Below are 13,386 nucleotides of genomic sequence, written 5' to 3'. Positions count from 1 at the left end.
TTGTGGGAGATCAACCTCGGTAGCTTCGGTCCCTTCACCCTGGGGACCTACGGTCTGTTCTACGCCATCGCCTTCCTGATCGCGGTGCGGGTCGCCATGAACTACGCCCGGCGGGAAGCCATCGATCCGACGCGCATGATCGACCTGGGCATCTGGACGCTCCTCTCCGGAATCGTCGGGGCCAAGCTGATGCTGGTCCTGGTGGAGTTCCCCTATTACTGGCGGCACAAGTCGGAGATCCTCTCGAACTGGCGGTCGGCGGGAGTCTTCTACGGCGGCTTCGTGGCGGCCTGCCTGGTCGGGCTGATCTATGTCCGGCGCAATCGCATGCCGCTTGCCCGTACGGCCGACGCCGCCGCGCCGGGGATCGCCCTGGCCCAGGCGATCGGAAGGATCGGCTGCCTGTCGGCGGGGTGCTGCTACGGCAAGCCGACCGACGTGAAGTGGGCGGTGACCTTCGTGGATCCGCGGGCGCACGATCTGACCGGCGTGCCGCTTGCGGTGCCGCTGCATCCGACCCAGATCTACCACGGCGTGGCGGATTTCGCCGTCTTCCTGTTCCTGGTCTGGCTCTACCCGCGCAAGAAGCGCCACGGCAGCATCTTCTGGATCTACGTGCTGTGTTACGCCATCCTCCGCTTCGCCATCGAGTTCTACCGCGGCGATTATCGCGGCGAGGTCCTCGGCGGCCTCCTCTCCACCTCGCAGGTCATCGCCATTCTGGCCGCCGCAACCTCGATCTTCTTCCTCCTCAGGCTGCGCGGCGCGGCCCGAACCTCCTGAACCGGCGGGCATGGCCCGGCGCCTGGAGCTGGTGGTGGAGGATCCCAAAGATCTCCGCCTCGATCGGTATTTACAGGTGCGACTGCCCGAACAGAGCCGTGCCGCCATTCAGCGCCTGATCGCCGGCGGGCACGTCCTTCTCTCCGGCAAGCCGGCCCGCGCGGCCACGCGGGTGCGCGCCGGGGATCCTATCGTGATCGAGTTTCCCGATCCTCCGCCCGAGGTGCTGGTTCCCGAGCCAATCCCTCTGCAGGTCGTGCACGAAGATCCGGCCTTCTTCGTCATCTCCAAACCGGCCGGCCTGGTGGTCCATCCGGGTGCGGGACGCAGGACCGGGACGCTCGTGCACGCCCTTCTCTCGCTGGGAGGAGAGCTGTCGACCGCGGGCGGCGCCGGCCGGCCCGGGATCGTCCATCGTCTGGATCGGGAGACTTCGGGACTGCTGGTGGTGGCCAGGACCGATGCGGCCCACCGCAGCCTGGCGGCCCAGTTCGAGGCGCGCAAGGTGCTGAAGCTCTACGATGCCCTGGTATGGGGCCGGATAGCCCCGGCGCGCGGCCGCATCGACGCGCCGCTGGGCCGACACCCGGTCGCGCGGACCCGGATGGCGGTGCGCGCCACGGGACGTGCGGCAATCACGGAATATGCGTCGAAGGAAGCTTTTTCGGCGTTCACGCTGCTGGAGGTGCGGATTCTCACCGGCAGGACGCACCAGATCCGGGTGCATATGAAGCACCTGGGACATCCGATCGTCGGGGACACCGAGTATGGCGGTGCGCGCACCTCGAGCCTGCGCGACGCGGCGCTGCGTGAGGAGGTGGAGCGTTTCGGTCGGCTCGCGCTGCACGCCCGGCGCCTGGAGTTCGCGCACCCTGAAACCGGTGAGCCGCTGCGCTTCGAAGCGCCGCTTCCCGGCGACTTCGCGGACCTGCTCGAAGCTCTGCGGGGACGGCGATGAAGAAGCGGCTCCGCTTCGTGCTTGTCGGACCGGGGGCCGTCGGCTCCGCGCTTTCGTCGGCCCTCAGGCGTCGCGGCCATCGGGAGGTGGCGCGCTACGGGCGCGGCGGCCGCCGCGGGACCCGTGCAGGGTGGGCTGATCTCGACGAGCCTTTCGACCTTCTGTTGATTGCCGTGCCGGATCGGGAAATCGCGCCGCTGGCGCGCCGATGGGCGAAGCGGCAGGGCTGGCGCGGCAAGTTCGTCTTTCATACCAGCGGCGCCCTGGGCTCCTCGGTTCTCGCCCCGCTGGCACGGCGCGGGGCGCTCACCGGCACGTTGCATCCTCTGACCAGCCTGCCGCGCGGGTCCGCGAAATCCACGGCGCTGCGAGACATCGGCTTCGGAATCGAGGGAGATGTCACGACAAGGCGACTCGCCTTCGAGCTGGTGAGGGAAATCGGCGGGTGGCCCCTGGCCCTGCGCGGCCGCAGCCGGGCGGCCTACCATCTGGGAGCCTGTTTCGCGTCGGGGTATCTCCTGGCGCTGGTATCGATCGCCGCCGAGATGATGGCCCGGGGAGGCTCGCTGCGGAAGCCTGACAGTCGCCGTAGCGCCCTGGCGCTGGCGCGCGTGACGCTGGAGAACGCCGAGCGCGCCGGCCTCGAGGAGGCCCTTACCGGCCCCCTGGTCCGGCGCGACCTGTCGACGGTGAGAAAACATCTCCAGGTCCTGCGTCAGATGCGGCGGGATCGAGCCGTTCTCCACAGGATTCTGGCGCTGCAGATGGCTGAGATGTTGAGGCGGGCGGGACGGATTGGGCCGCGCGACGCGTCGGAAGCACGGAGGGTGCTGAAGTCCAGGAGTCAGAAGCCCTAGGGGGTACCCGGCAAACAGCCGCCGGCTCCGCTAGGCGGCCCGCAGGCTCGCTCCACGAAGGAAGAAACGTCCGAAGACTGCTCGATGGCCAGGACGGTGCCGGCGGAGGTGTCGATGTTGCCGGCTCGATCAATCGCCTGCGCCGAGTACTCGAAGTTGCGCGTCGTGGTGCCGGCGTAGCTCGACACCGTTCCGAAGGTGCTGTAAGTGCCCTGAATCGCGGCGAAATCGCTCGTCTCGATGCACCCGAGGTTCTGGCCCGTGGTGGTATGCATATAGAACTTCCGGCTGTAGGTTCCGTCCCCGGCCGCCACGTCCCCCGTGAAAACGGGAATCCCGGTTCCGCCGATGGTCAACGTTCCTACCGCGGTCCCGCCTACGTCGAACATCTCGAGACTGATCTGATTGAGCGTCGTTCCCGCCGGCGTTCCGTCGCGCGGCGGATCCAGGAAGCGCGCCAGGACCACCAGAATGTCGCTCAATCCGTCGGGATCGGCCACGTCCGCCGTCATCGTCACGAGATCCAAGTCGGAAGACGTCTGGTTCACCTGGTCGGAAACGCAGCAGCAGGAGCAGGTCGGAGGATCCACGCAGCAGAGATCGGTCGACGAGGAGCAGTCGAAGTGCTTGCGCTCCTTGGTGACGCTGACGGCGCTGACGGTAGGAGGAGGGCCGAAGAGGTTCGGCGACTTGCTTCCTTCCGACTTGTTGCAGCCCACCAGCAGCGGCGCGCTGAAAAGAAACGACAGGAGCAGCAGGAAGGGTCGTTTGAGCACTCGTTCTCCCCGGCCGGCGCGAGAGCCGCGACGGCGTCGTTACCTGATGGCTTCAGGAGTTCGAAGGGTTTCTCGAAACCGTTATTCTAGAAATGGATGGCGCCTATGTCAACCGGATCCGTGACTCAGCCGCCCGCCATCGGGGGCGGGCCATGCGCCTTGACAGTACGAGCAGATCCGGGACGGGTCAAGCACAACCCCGGCGCGCCCGCTGCATAAGTGCCGCAAGCGTCCGGAGCGTTGACACCCCAGGGCCTCCTCCCTAGAATGCCCCCACCTCCCGGGGGGTCGTATGTCCAGCAAGCCCGTTCTGACCGGTGATTTGAGCTCTGTCCCTCTGGCCGATATCGTCTCCCTGCTCAACCTCTCCAAGAAGACCGGCGTGCTGCGCTGCTCGCGAGGGGCCGACTCGCGCTCCGTCTTCTGGGAGCAAGGGGAGGTGGTCTTTGCCCGCTCCAATTCGGTACGCGACAACCTGGGCTGCTTCCTGGTGCGGCGAGGCCTGATCACCGAGGAGCAGAACGCCGAATCGGCGCGCCGCATCGATCCCGAGACGCGCCACGGCAAGGTGCTCGTCCGTCTGGGATACCTGACCACCGAGCAGCTATGGTGGGCGGTAAAGAACCAGGTCCTGGATATCGTCTACGGGCTGTTCCACTGGACCAGCGGCTATTTCGAGTTCATCGAGGGGCCGATCGAGGCGCGCGAGAAGATTACCCTGGCCCTGCCCACCACCAAGATCGTGATGGAAGGGATTCGCCGGCTCGACGAATGGAACAAGTTCTCCACCCGCATCCGCGACACCGGAATGCTCCTCGAGCCGGTTCCCGGAAAGGTCCCCGGGACGGGCAGGGACCAGGACGCCTCTCCCGAAGAGCGCAAGGTCCTCTCCCTGGTGAATGGCATCCGCACCGTATCCGAAATCTCGCGGCTGTCGGGTCAGGGGGAATTCGAGACCTACTCGGCCCTTTACGAGGCGATGCAGGCAGGGGAAATCCGCGAGCGCGGCGTCTGAGGTTCGCTCAGCGACGCTGCAGCTCCACCAGGCATTCGATTTCCGCGGTATGCGGGAAGAAGTCGGCAGGCAGCGCATCCTTCAGCTCCCATTCCCCTCCCGCCATAATCTCCGCCAGGTCCCTGGCCATGGTCGCCGGATTACACGACAGATAGAGGATCTTGCGCCGCGCCAGACCGGCCAGCTTTGCGGCGCAGCCGGGCGGAAGGCCGGTGCGTGGTGGATCGGCCACCACGGCATCGAAGGTGTTTCCGATCGCTCCCTCCAGCGCCTGGCGCACGTCCAGGTTCCGCCATTCGATCCCCCCGCACCCGTTCTCCGTTGCATTGGCTTCCGCGGCTCGCACCGCGTCGGGATCCCCTTCCACTGCCAGGATGCGCCGCCCTGGGCCCGACAGAAACAGCGACAGGGCGCCGACCCCGGCGTAAAGCTCGAGAACTTCCTCGCAGCTCCTCGGTAGCTTTTGAGCCATCCGCTCGAAGACTTGCGCCGCGAGCATTGGATTGGCCTGGAAGAAGCTGCCCGCCGGAACATTGAACCGGAATCGCCCCAGGGAGGACTGGATCGACGCCTGGCCGGCAAGGGTGATTTTTTCGCCCCCGCCGCGGCGTCGCAAGCGCCCCGTCGTGGCGATCCATACAGTCCCCAGAAGAACCTCCTTCTCGACCCAGGTCTCTGCGCGCCGGCGCAGCAGCGGATGAGGCTGTCCCGCCGCGCGAAGGACCGCAACCGGAGGACCGGCATCCCCGGCGTACAGCTCCAGCCGACCAGGATGGTCTGAAGGTGGAAGCGCGGACAGCTCCGGCAGGAGGAGGCGATAAGCTTTCTGCACGCGTTCTTCGGGCAGGAGACAGTCAGGGACTTCGAGGATCCTCTCGGGCGACCGGCGCTGGTGCAATCCGGGTCCGGCGCTCCGCTGGCGTGGAAAGGTGTAGCTCATTCGCCGGCGGTAGTGGAAATCGTGGGACGAAGCGAGGATTTCGGAGACCCTGGGCGATTCGACCTTGCCGATGCGTGACAGGAGATCCGCCACCTGCCGGCGCTTGGCCTCGCGCTGGAGCGGCGGAGCGGCTTCCTGATAGCTGCAGCCGTTGCAGGCCTGATAGTGGACGCAAGGCGCCGGCACCCGGTCGGGGGAGGCCGAAAGAACCTCCAGCAGGGCGGCGCGGGCGAAGCGGCGGGAGCGCTGGGTGATGCGCGCCAGGATGCGGTCGCCGGGCACCGCCCGGTCCACCAGGACGACCATGCCTCCAGCGCGGGCGATCGCCTCTCCCCCGAAGGCGAGCGACTGAATCGTCAGCTCGACCGGCGCGGCGGAGGCGTCAGGTCCTTCGTCCGGCTCGGACCCAGCCATGGCTCAATACGACGAGAAGCCAGACGGCGATGAAGATCTGACAGCTGCGTGCAATCATGCGACTCTCCCGACTCGCAAGGATGGAAGCGGCGCTACTATAGACAGTCACGATTTTCCCGGTCAACCGGGCCGCCGCGCACCGCAAGGCGGCGTTTGCAATCGACCGACCTCTCATCTACCATCCGGCCATCACGAAGGAGCCGTCAATGAAGGTGCGGGAAATCATCCCCTGCCAGACCTGCAACCGCGACATCGAGAATCTCTCCGAGGGGCTGGTCGTCTGGTGCACCACCAAGGACAAGCCGGGCGCTCCCTCGATCAAAGTCGTGCATCGGGTCAAGTGCGATCCCTGGAAAGGGCAGGCGCCCCATTCCCGACCTCTGCCGGATTTTCAGGAGAAGCCGGACGAGATGCGCCGTACGTGGGCCGCCCTCGTCAAGGAAGGGGGCATCGCGGCGGTCATGGCGTGGGAGGTCCTGGGAAAGATCTACGAGGGGATCGGCGAGAAGGAGTTCTTCAAGGTCGAGGAAGTCGCCGCGCCCTCACCGGCCGGTCCGCCGCCGGCTTGAAAGAGGAGGAAGCATGCTGCTCGAAAAGCGCAAGGGTCTCATCCTCGGCGTCGCCAACAAGCGCAGCATCGCCTGGGCCATCGCCCAATCGGCCTCGCGGGAAGGCGCGCGCCTCGCCTTCACCTTCCAGGGCGAGCGTCTGGAGGGAAACGTTCGCGAGCTTGCCGCCACGCTCCCGGATTCCGCCGTGTATCCCTGCGACGTGAGCAACGACGCGCAGATCGAGGCGCTCTTCGAATCGGTGCGCCGCGATTTCGGCAGCCTCGATTTCCTGGTCCATTGCATCGCTTTCGCGAATCGCGAGGACCTCGAGAGGGAGTTCGTCCAAACCTCGCGTGCCGGCTTCCTGCTGGCCCACGACATCAGCAGCTATTCGCTGGTCGGGTTGACCCGCGGGGCCTTGGGACTCTTCCCTCCTGAAGGAGGGAGCATCCTGGCCTTGACCTATCTCGGGAGCGAGCGCGCCATTCCGCGCTACAACGTGATGGGAGTCGCCAAGGCTTCGCTGGAGGCGAGCATCCGCTACCTGGCCAGCGATCTGGGGCCGCGCAACATCCGGGTCAATGGCATTTCAGCCGGGCCCATCAGCACCCTGGCGGCACGCGGCATTCCCGGATTCACCAGCATCCTGGAACAATACCGCGAGAAGTCCCCGCTGCGCCGCAACACCGAGGCGTCCGAAGTCGGGGATACGGCCGCCTTCCTCCTGAGCCCCCATTCGAGGGGTATTACCGGGGAAATCCTTTTCGTGGATGCCGGTTATCATATTGCCGGTACTTGATTCCCGGAATTGCCAAGACTGACAAGCATTTCATCGAAGAACAGCATGGAAATGCTTGTCTACAAAGACTTTCGACGGCATCCTGCATCATAATATGATTTCAAATAATTTTTAAGAATTCTCTTGACGCCATCTCTGACTCGGAGTATTTAAGTGACAGTTATGTGGCGGGCGGCTGAACCTCCGAAGCAAGGACAAAAGCGCTCGCGGATCCCGGCCGGTCTCGATGTGGGGGTGTGGCAAGCGGGCGAGGGACCTATAACCTGGTAACCCCTGATTGGGGAGGACCCCTCTCCCTCCCTACCCAGCGGCCCTTGCTACACCCCCTCTATTCACCTATCCCTATTACAGCTTGTAGTGCTTCCTGGCCCATGGCAGAAACTCGAACCAGTAGGAATGGGCCTGCCACTCCCCGAAAGGCTCATAGAGAGAAAGGATCTCCTTCTCGCTGGGATTCCTTCCCCCGAAGCGGTTCTTGCGAAAGTAGAGGTATACCGAGCTGTCCACGGGGATCTCGCGCCCATCACCCCAGACCATCATCAGGTAGCGGGTGGTTGCCTTTCCTACGCCCGGGATAGACAGAAGATACGCGCGCATGGCCTCCCGATCGAGCGCACCTGCCTCGATCAAGGCGATTTCCGCCGACCCCTCCGTGGCGCACCGCGCCCAGCTCCGTAGGAACCGGACCCGGTAACCAAGGCGCGATACATCGCGCAGCTTCGCCTCGCTCACCCGAAGGATCGCCGAAGCGGAAGGGAAAGCCCGCGCGTCGACCCCGGGAACCCTGTTCCCCAGCGTGGCAATTCGGTTCATCGCCAGGACCGCCTGGCGCCAGGCGATATTGGTGGCGCAAATTGCCTTGAACACTTCCTCGAAGACGTTGCCGCAGCGCAGGAACCGCCCCGCTCCCGCCCGCGGCACATAGCGGATTCGAGGCTCGCCCCGGCAAAGCGCGTGGAAGCCACGCAGATCGACATCCAGGCTCAGCATCCGCCGGATCCTGGCGCGCAGAACCGGCCGCCGCGCCGCCTCTCCGCCTGCCAGCCAGCGTATCTGGACGGGTTTTCCCTTTCCTCCAGGCTGTGCCAACACGAAATAATGAAGGCTCCCGTCGGGCAGCTCCTCGGCTCTTGATAGCCGCTTCAGGCGCCTATCCCACCGGAAGGGCTCGACGCCGGACCAGCCGTGCGAAGCGACGGTCTGCTCAAGGCTGAAATCGGATGGAACCTTTAGACGGCTTATCGGGGCGCCAGACTGCCTCTTATCCTCCCGTTGACGCCCCCGACGACGGCGGCTAAGATCACGCCGCTCGCCTCGCGGGCTTTCGCCCGCGCCGCGCTCCCGGCGCATCCTCGAGGAGCCTTCCATGGGCATCTTCCCCTTCCCGTTCCAGCAGCGCGTCCTCGCCAACGGCTTGCAGGTGGTGGCGGTCCCCTTCGACTCGCCTGGGCTGGCGGCCCATTGGATCATCGTGCGGGTGGGCAGCCGCAACGAGATTGAGCCTGGACTCTCCGGCTTCGCCCACTTCTTCGAGCACATGATGTTCCGCGGCACGCCGCGCTACCCCGAGGACCGCTACCATGCGGCCCTCAAGCGCCTGGGTGCCGATTCGAACGCCTTCACCTCGGACGACCTCACGGCCTATCACACCCTCGCCGCCGCTGAATCGCTTCCCGAGATCATGGACCTCGAGAGCGACCGCTTCATGAATCTGCGCTACGAGCGCGAGGCTTTCCAAAAAGAGGCGCGGGCCGTGCTCGGCGAATATAACAAGAACTTCTCCTTTCCCGAGGTCATGATCGAGGAAAAGCTCTTCGAGACAGCTTTCCGGGTGCACCCCTACCAGCACACCACCATGGGCTTCCTGCGCGACATCGAGGACATGCCCAACCAGTACGACTACTCCCTGTCGTTCTACGATCGCTACTACCGTCCCGAGCACTGCATCCTGCTGGTGGTGGGAGACATCGAGAGCGACGAGGTCTTTGCCCTCGCCGAGAAGCATTACGGCCCATGGAAGCGCGGCATCACGCAGATCCGGATTCCGCAGGAGCCGCCGCAGGTCGAACAGCGGCAAGTCGCGCTGAGCTGGCAGAACCCGACGCTGCCGATCCTGACGCTCGGATATCACGTCCCGGCCTTCTCGACCCGTGCACGCGAGATGCCGGCCCTCGATCTGATTTCACGCATCACCTTCTCCGACACGTCGCCGCTCTATCGCCGCCTGGTCCTGGAGGAGCAGATTGCCGAGAGCCTGGTGGGAGGTGCCGGCGACCACCGCGATCCGACCCTCTTCGTGATCCAGACGCATGCCAAGGCCCGGGCCCTGCTCGGGCGCGTCCGCGAGGCGATCGAGTCCTCCCTGCGCGAGCTGCGCGAGAGCCGTGTCGACGAAGCGCGGCTGCAGGCGACCAAGAGCCACCTGCGCTATGCCTTCGCCATGCGCCTCGACTCCGCCGACTCGGTGGCATCCATCCTGGCGCACATTCTCCAGCTGACCGCCGATCCGGGGGGCTACGAAGAGCTCTATGCCACCTATGATTCGCTGTCGGCGGAGGATCTGCAGGCGGTGGCGCGACAGGTCTTCCGTGACGAGAATCGCACCGTGGTGACTCTTACCGCGGCGGAGGTCCCGCAGGAAGGCGAGGCAACCTGATGGGCTCCCCCATCTCGACGACCCTTCTCCCTTCTTCTCTTTCTCCCATCGTGAGCTTCCGGATCCTGTTCCGCGCCGGCTCCGTGGACGACCCCCGCGGCCGCGAGGGGATGACCTATCTCACCACCGCCATGCTGGCGCAGGGAGGAACGCGCTCGCTCACCTATGCGGAGCTTCTCGAAGCGCTCTATCCGATGGCGGCGCGAATCGACGCACAGGCCGACAAGGAGGTGGTGGTCCTTCTCGGGGAATGCCACCGGGATCACCTGCAACGGTTCGTACCCTTGCTGCGCGACATCCTTCTGCGGCCCCGCTTCGATCCGGCCGATTTCGCTCGGCTGCGCGACGAAGCGGTCAACTATCTGGAAAAGCAGCTGCGGGCCAACGACGACGAGGCCCTCGGGAAGGCGGTCCTGCAATCGGCCCTCTATGAAGCGCATCCTTACGGTAAGCCCAACGTCGGAACGGTCCAGGGGCTCAAGGCGCTGAAGCTGGATGAGGTAATCGCTCATTTCAAGGCGCATTTCACCCGGGAGAGCGTCGATCTGGGGATTGCGGGAGGTTACCCGGAACAGCTGGCCGTGGATCTTGCGAAGGAGCTCGCGGCCGGATTGCCGTCACGGTCCACCGAGCGCGTGACCGTCTCCGAGCCCCGGCTTCCGCGGGGAATCGAAATTGTCGCCGTCGAAAAGCCCTGCATCGCCACCGCCTTGTCGATCGGCTTCGCGACCTCACTCACCCGCGCGCACGAAGACTGGATTCCCCTGCTCGTGGCCAACTCCTGCCTGGGCGAGCACCGCACCTTCAACGGCGTCCTGATGAACGAGCTGCGCGGAAAACGCGGGCTGAACTACGGCGATTACTCCTACCTGGAGCACTTCATCCAGGAAGGCGGGTCCACCTTCCCGGTGACCAACATTCCGCGCCGCCGTCAATACTTTTCCATCTGGCTGCGTCCCGTGCCACACCGCAACGCGCCTTTCGCCCTGCGCGGCGCCCTCTATTTCCTCGACCGCACGCTGCGCCAGGGAATTCCCGAGGCCGATTTCGAAGCGACCCGGTCGTTCCTGAAGACCTACAGCCGGCTCTGGGCCCAGAGCCTGGACCAGCGCCTCGGCTATCTGCAGGACTCGAAGATCTACGGAATCGCCGACTACCTCGAGACGATTCAGCGGCGCTTGCCGGAGCTGACCTGCGAGGAGGTGAATGCCGCGATGCGCCGCCACCTGCGCGCCACCGATCTGGTCGTGGCGGCAGTGACCCAGGATGCCGACGCCTTTCTCGACCCGCTGCTCGCCGGCGCGCCGACGTCCGTCACCTACGACACCGAGGGCACTCTCCCGGAGGTCCTGCAGGAAGACCGCGCGATCGAGAGATTTCCGCTGCAGGTAAGCCGGGAGAAGAGCCGGAAGGTCACGCCCGAGGAGCTCTTCGAGACCTGACCAACGAATGCGGGCCATGGATGGATCAGAAGGTCCAGCGGTCCATGTCCCTTTCGAGGCCGTGGATCTCGTCCATGGCGGCACGCTTGGCCGTCTGGGTGAAAAGCGGCAAGGTGAACAGCGCGTAGAGAAGGAGCACCAGGCTCAAAGCGACGGCGGGCGAGATGCGGCCGGCCCCCATTCTGGCGTAGACCTCGTGCAGCGAATCCGCCGGCACGGGGTGCATGTAGAGCTTCACCAGCCAGACGACAAACAGGATCCAGTACAGCGCGATGTAATTGCGGCGCAGCCGGAACAGGAAGGCCTCGAGGTAGGTCGTCTTGAACGTGGGACAGTCGAGGTCCCGCGCCACCCGATCGGCCCAGTCCCCGAGAGGACTCATCAGATTGCGCCGGATGAGCGGCAGGTAGAAGTTCTCCTCGATCATCCGCACGCGCGCTCGATAGACGGAGAAGTAACGATAGCGCCGCGCCTCGACGGCCAGGAAATTGGTGATCAGGATCGTCCCGAGAATGATGGTGAAGGCGCTGTGCTCGGGCGAGGAGAAGGCGAAGGAGACGATTCCAGCCGCCGTGACCACCGCCCAGTTGGTCGTCGTGTCCAGCCGGCTGCGCCAGATCTGGCTGCGGTACATCTCCCCCCGGTAGAAATGCACCATGGCGCTGATGTACTCGGGGCGTGTGAGGGGAAAGCTCTCGAACGAGTCGCCCGGCGTCGGAGTCGGAGGGTTCGAATCCATCGATCCACCGAGAAGGTGGCTCCATGCCGCATTCGGAAAGGCGCGCCTCTGTTTCTACTGAAGACCAAACCCTCCGAAGATTAAGCGAGGACTTCCCGTCTCCGCAAGCCGCTCTGGAGATATAAGAAACGAGCTGGAGTTCTGCTACGGTCCTTGGTATGGAGGCGGAGGCAATTCCGGGACTTCATATTTTTCAGAGGGATATCCCTTGATGTAACAGACTTCCCAGTAGGTGCACGATCCCTTCCCGCTGTTCGTGGACTCGTTGATCAGACCCTCCTGGAGGGATGCCGCCTGGGAATCGCCCGCACAGATGCAGGAGCAACTTGCCTTGGGATCGGGCGCATCCCCGAGCTCGGGGAAAATGCACGAGCCGGAGGCCTGCATGATAATCAGGCTTTGCGAAACAGTCGCGACCGCTTTGACTCCGTTCCTGACGACCGTCTTGAAGTAATCGAGATCGAGCTCCGCGGGATTCAAGGGAGTGCAAAACCCCTTCGGGGCACCCTTGACGGCGACACAGAATCCGGTGCCCAGCCCCGGGATTCCCGCAGTCGGCAATCCAGGCTTCTCGGCTGCGCACACACCCCCCGCGAGCAGGAAAAGGAGCAGCGCTGATTTCCTCATGTTCATCCCTCCTGGTGGGACAGTACCCCGAAAGAGCCGGGTGTCAAGAACAATGAGGGGTGCGTTTTTTCATCGCCGTGCCGGATGACGAAGAGAGTTACCATAGCCCGGGCCAGGGTCGGCGAGACAGCCACGAGACGGAAGGAGCGCATCGGTGATGCTGGATCAATTCTGGACTTGGCCTGGTTGGGCGGCCATCAGCTCGCTCGCGACCATTGCCGCGGCCATCGTTGTCCTCAAGTACACGCACGAAACGATCCGGCTGCGGCGCATCGCCAAGGACCAGCTGGAAGCCTCGATGGCCCCATTGCTCGTCCTGTCGATCGAGAAACCGCGGCCAGAAGAGGATGCGACCTTTTTCGATCCCGTGCACGTGGGGGACGCCATATCCTTCACGATCAGGAACTATGGAAAAGGCGCCGCCTTGCGAACGGCACTTCACGGCGCCGTCCTGCCTCCCATTCCTGCCGGGCAGACCCTGCACTGCCGCATGGACGTGAAAAAGGTCTATGGAGGAGCCTCGAAGACCGCCGATGGCCACTATCCGGCGGTCGAGCATGAGATCCTGTACCGCAGCACCTCCGGCCGGAAGTACCGGACGAAATGCCGATCCCAGAGGAACAAGGTATCTGCGGAATCCCTGGAGTATCTCCGGCTCGACGAGTGAGCGGGGGGAGACGTTTGTCCGGCAGGTATGGCGTCCCCAACGGGATTTGAACCCGTGTTGCCGCCTTGAAAGGGCGGCGTCCTAGGCCAGACTAGACGATGGGGACGCGGGGCCGGAAGTCTACACGAAAACTCCGTCCGTGCGCAGAGCCAGGAATCGCTC

The 13,386-nt window shown here is 64.6% G+C and carries 14 protein-coding genes and 1 tRNA gene; 9 read left to right on the top strand and 6 right to left on the bottom strand.

Features of this window, described 5'->3' with window-relative positions:
- The 3 genes from lgt to VFW45_03975 are packed head-to-tail and all read left to right on the top strand — an operon-like array spanning position 1 to position 2,598.
- Positions 1-783 (top strand): prolipoprotein diacylglyceryl transferase, encoded by a 783-nt coding sequence (gene lgt / locus VFW45_03985; GenBank protein HEU5179926.1) that lies wholly within the window; start codon positions 1-3, stop codon positions 781-783.
- A gap of 10 nt (positions 784-793) precedes the next feature.
- Positions 794-1,741 (top strand): RluA family pseudouridine synthase, encoded by a 948-nt coding sequence (locus VFW45_03980; protein ID HEU5179925.1) that lies wholly within the window; start codon positions 794-796, stop codon positions 1,739-1,741.
- The gene (locus VFW45_03975) at positions 1,738-2,598 is read left to right on the top strand and encodes a Rossmann-like and DUF2520 domain-containing protein (GenBank protein ID HEU5179924.1); all 861 of its coding nucleotides are present in this window, start codon (positions 1,738-1,740) and stop codon (positions 2,596-2,598) included. Before VFW45_03980 ends, VFW45_03975 begins: the two co-directional genes overlap by 4 nt.
- Here VFW45_03975 and VFW45_03970 read toward each other — a convergent pair.
- Positions 2,595-3,374, bottom strand: a complete 780-nt coding sequence (locus VFW45_03970) for a hypothetical protein (GenBank protein HEU5179923.1) — start codon at positions 3,372-3,374, stop codon at positions 2,595-2,597. The genes VFW45_03975 and VFW45_03970 overlap by 4 nt on opposite strands.
- A gap of 292 nt (positions 3,375-3,666) precedes the next feature.
- Here VFW45_03970 and VFW45_03965 point away from each other — a divergent pair, with 292 nt between their 5' ends.
- Positions 3,667-4,389 (top strand): DUF4388 domain-containing protein, encoded by a 723-nt coding sequence (locus VFW45_03965; protein HEU5179922.1) that lies wholly within the window; start codon positions 3,667-3,669, stop codon positions 4,387-4,389.
- 7 nt (positions 4,390-4,396) lie between these two features.
- Here the strand turns inward: VFW45_03965 and rlmD are convergent, their stop codons facing one another.
- The gene (gene rlmD, locus VFW45_03960) at positions 4,397-5,743 is read right to left on the bottom strand and encodes a 23S rRNA (uracil(1939)-C(5))-methyltransferase RlmD (GenBank protein ID HEU5179921.1); all 1,347 of its coding nucleotides are present in this window, start codon (positions 5,741-5,743) and stop codon (positions 4,397-4,399) included.
- A 206-nt stretch (positions 5,744-5,949) separates the two neighbouring features.
- On the opposite strand from rlmD, the gene VFW45_03955 reads away from it, so the two are divergent.
- On the top strand, positions 5,950-6,312 hold the full coding sequence (locus VFW45_03955) for a hypothetical protein (protein ID HEU5179920.1): 363 nt from the start codon (positions 5,950-5,952) through the stop codon (positions 6,310-6,312).
- Positions 6,313-6,325: 13 nt separating this feature from the next.
- On the top strand, positions 6,326-7,093 hold the full coding sequence (locus VFW45_03950; GenBank protein ID HEU5179919.1) for an enoyl-ACP reductase: 768 nt from the start codon (positions 6,326-6,328) through the stop codon (positions 7,091-7,093).
- A 345-nt stretch (positions 7,094-7,438) separates the two neighbouring features.
- Here the strand turns inward: VFW45_03950 and VFW45_03945 are convergent, their stop codons facing one another.
- Positions 7,439-8,185 carry a hypothetical protein gene (locus VFW45_03945; protein ID HEU5179918.1) on the bottom strand — a complete coding sequence of 249 codons (747 nt, stop codon included), beginning with the start codon at positions 8,183-8,185 and terminating at the stop codon, positions 7,439-7,441.
- A gap of 274 nt (positions 8,186-8,459) precedes the next feature.
- Between VFW45_03945 and VFW45_03940 the strand changes: the two genes are divergently transcribed.
- Both VFW45_03940 and VFW45_03935 read left to right on the top strand, forming a co-directional pair.
- A complete protein-coding gene (locus VFW45_03940) occupies positions 8,460-9,749 on the top strand; it encodes a pitrilysin family protein (GenBank protein ID HEU5179917.1) in 1,290 nt (429 codons plus the stop codon).
- Positions 9,749-11,191: a pitrilysin family protein gene (locus VFW45_03935; GenBank protein ID HEU5179916.1), complete on the top strand. Its 1,443-nt coding sequence runs from the start codon at positions 9,749-9,751 to the stop codon at positions 11,189-11,191. Before VFW45_03940 ends, VFW45_03935 begins: the two co-directional genes overlap by 1 nt.
- Positions 11,192-11,216: 25 nt before the next feature.
- Here the strand turns inward: VFW45_03935 and VFW45_03930 are convergent, their stop codons facing one another.
- Positions 11,217-11,930, bottom strand: coding sequence for a DUF2270 domain-containing protein (locus tag VFW45_03930; protein ID HEU5179915.1), 714 nt, complete (start codon positions 11,928-11,930; stop codon positions 11,217-11,219).
- Between the two features lie 144 nt (positions 11,931-12,074).
- Complete coding sequence (locus VFW45_03925) at positions 12,075-12,557, bottom strand: hypothetical protein (GenBank protein ID HEU5179914.1); 483 nt, start codon at positions 12,555-12,557, stop codon at positions 12,075-12,077.
- A gap of 154 nt (positions 12,558-12,711) precedes the next feature.
- Here VFW45_03925 and VFW45_03920 point away from each other — a divergent pair, with 154 nt between their 5' ends.
- A complete protein-coding gene (locus VFW45_03920) occupies positions 12,712-13,224 on the top strand; it encodes a hypothetical protein (GenBank protein HEU5179913.1) in 513 nt (170 codons plus the stop codon).
- Between the two features lie 28 nt (positions 13,225-13,252).
- Here the strand turns inward: VFW45_03920 and VFW45_03915 are convergent.
- Positions 13,253-13,330 (bottom strand) — tRNA-Glu (locus tag VFW45_03915).
- Between the last annotated feature and the right edge of the window lie 56 nt (positions 13,331-13,386).

Source organism: Candidatus Polarisedimenticolia bacterium, assembly GCA_035764505.1.
Lineage (GTDB): Bacteria > Acidobacteriota > Polarisedimenticolia > Gp22-AA2 > AA152 > AA152.
This window is presented reverse-complemented; position numbering and strand designations above follow the sequence as displayed.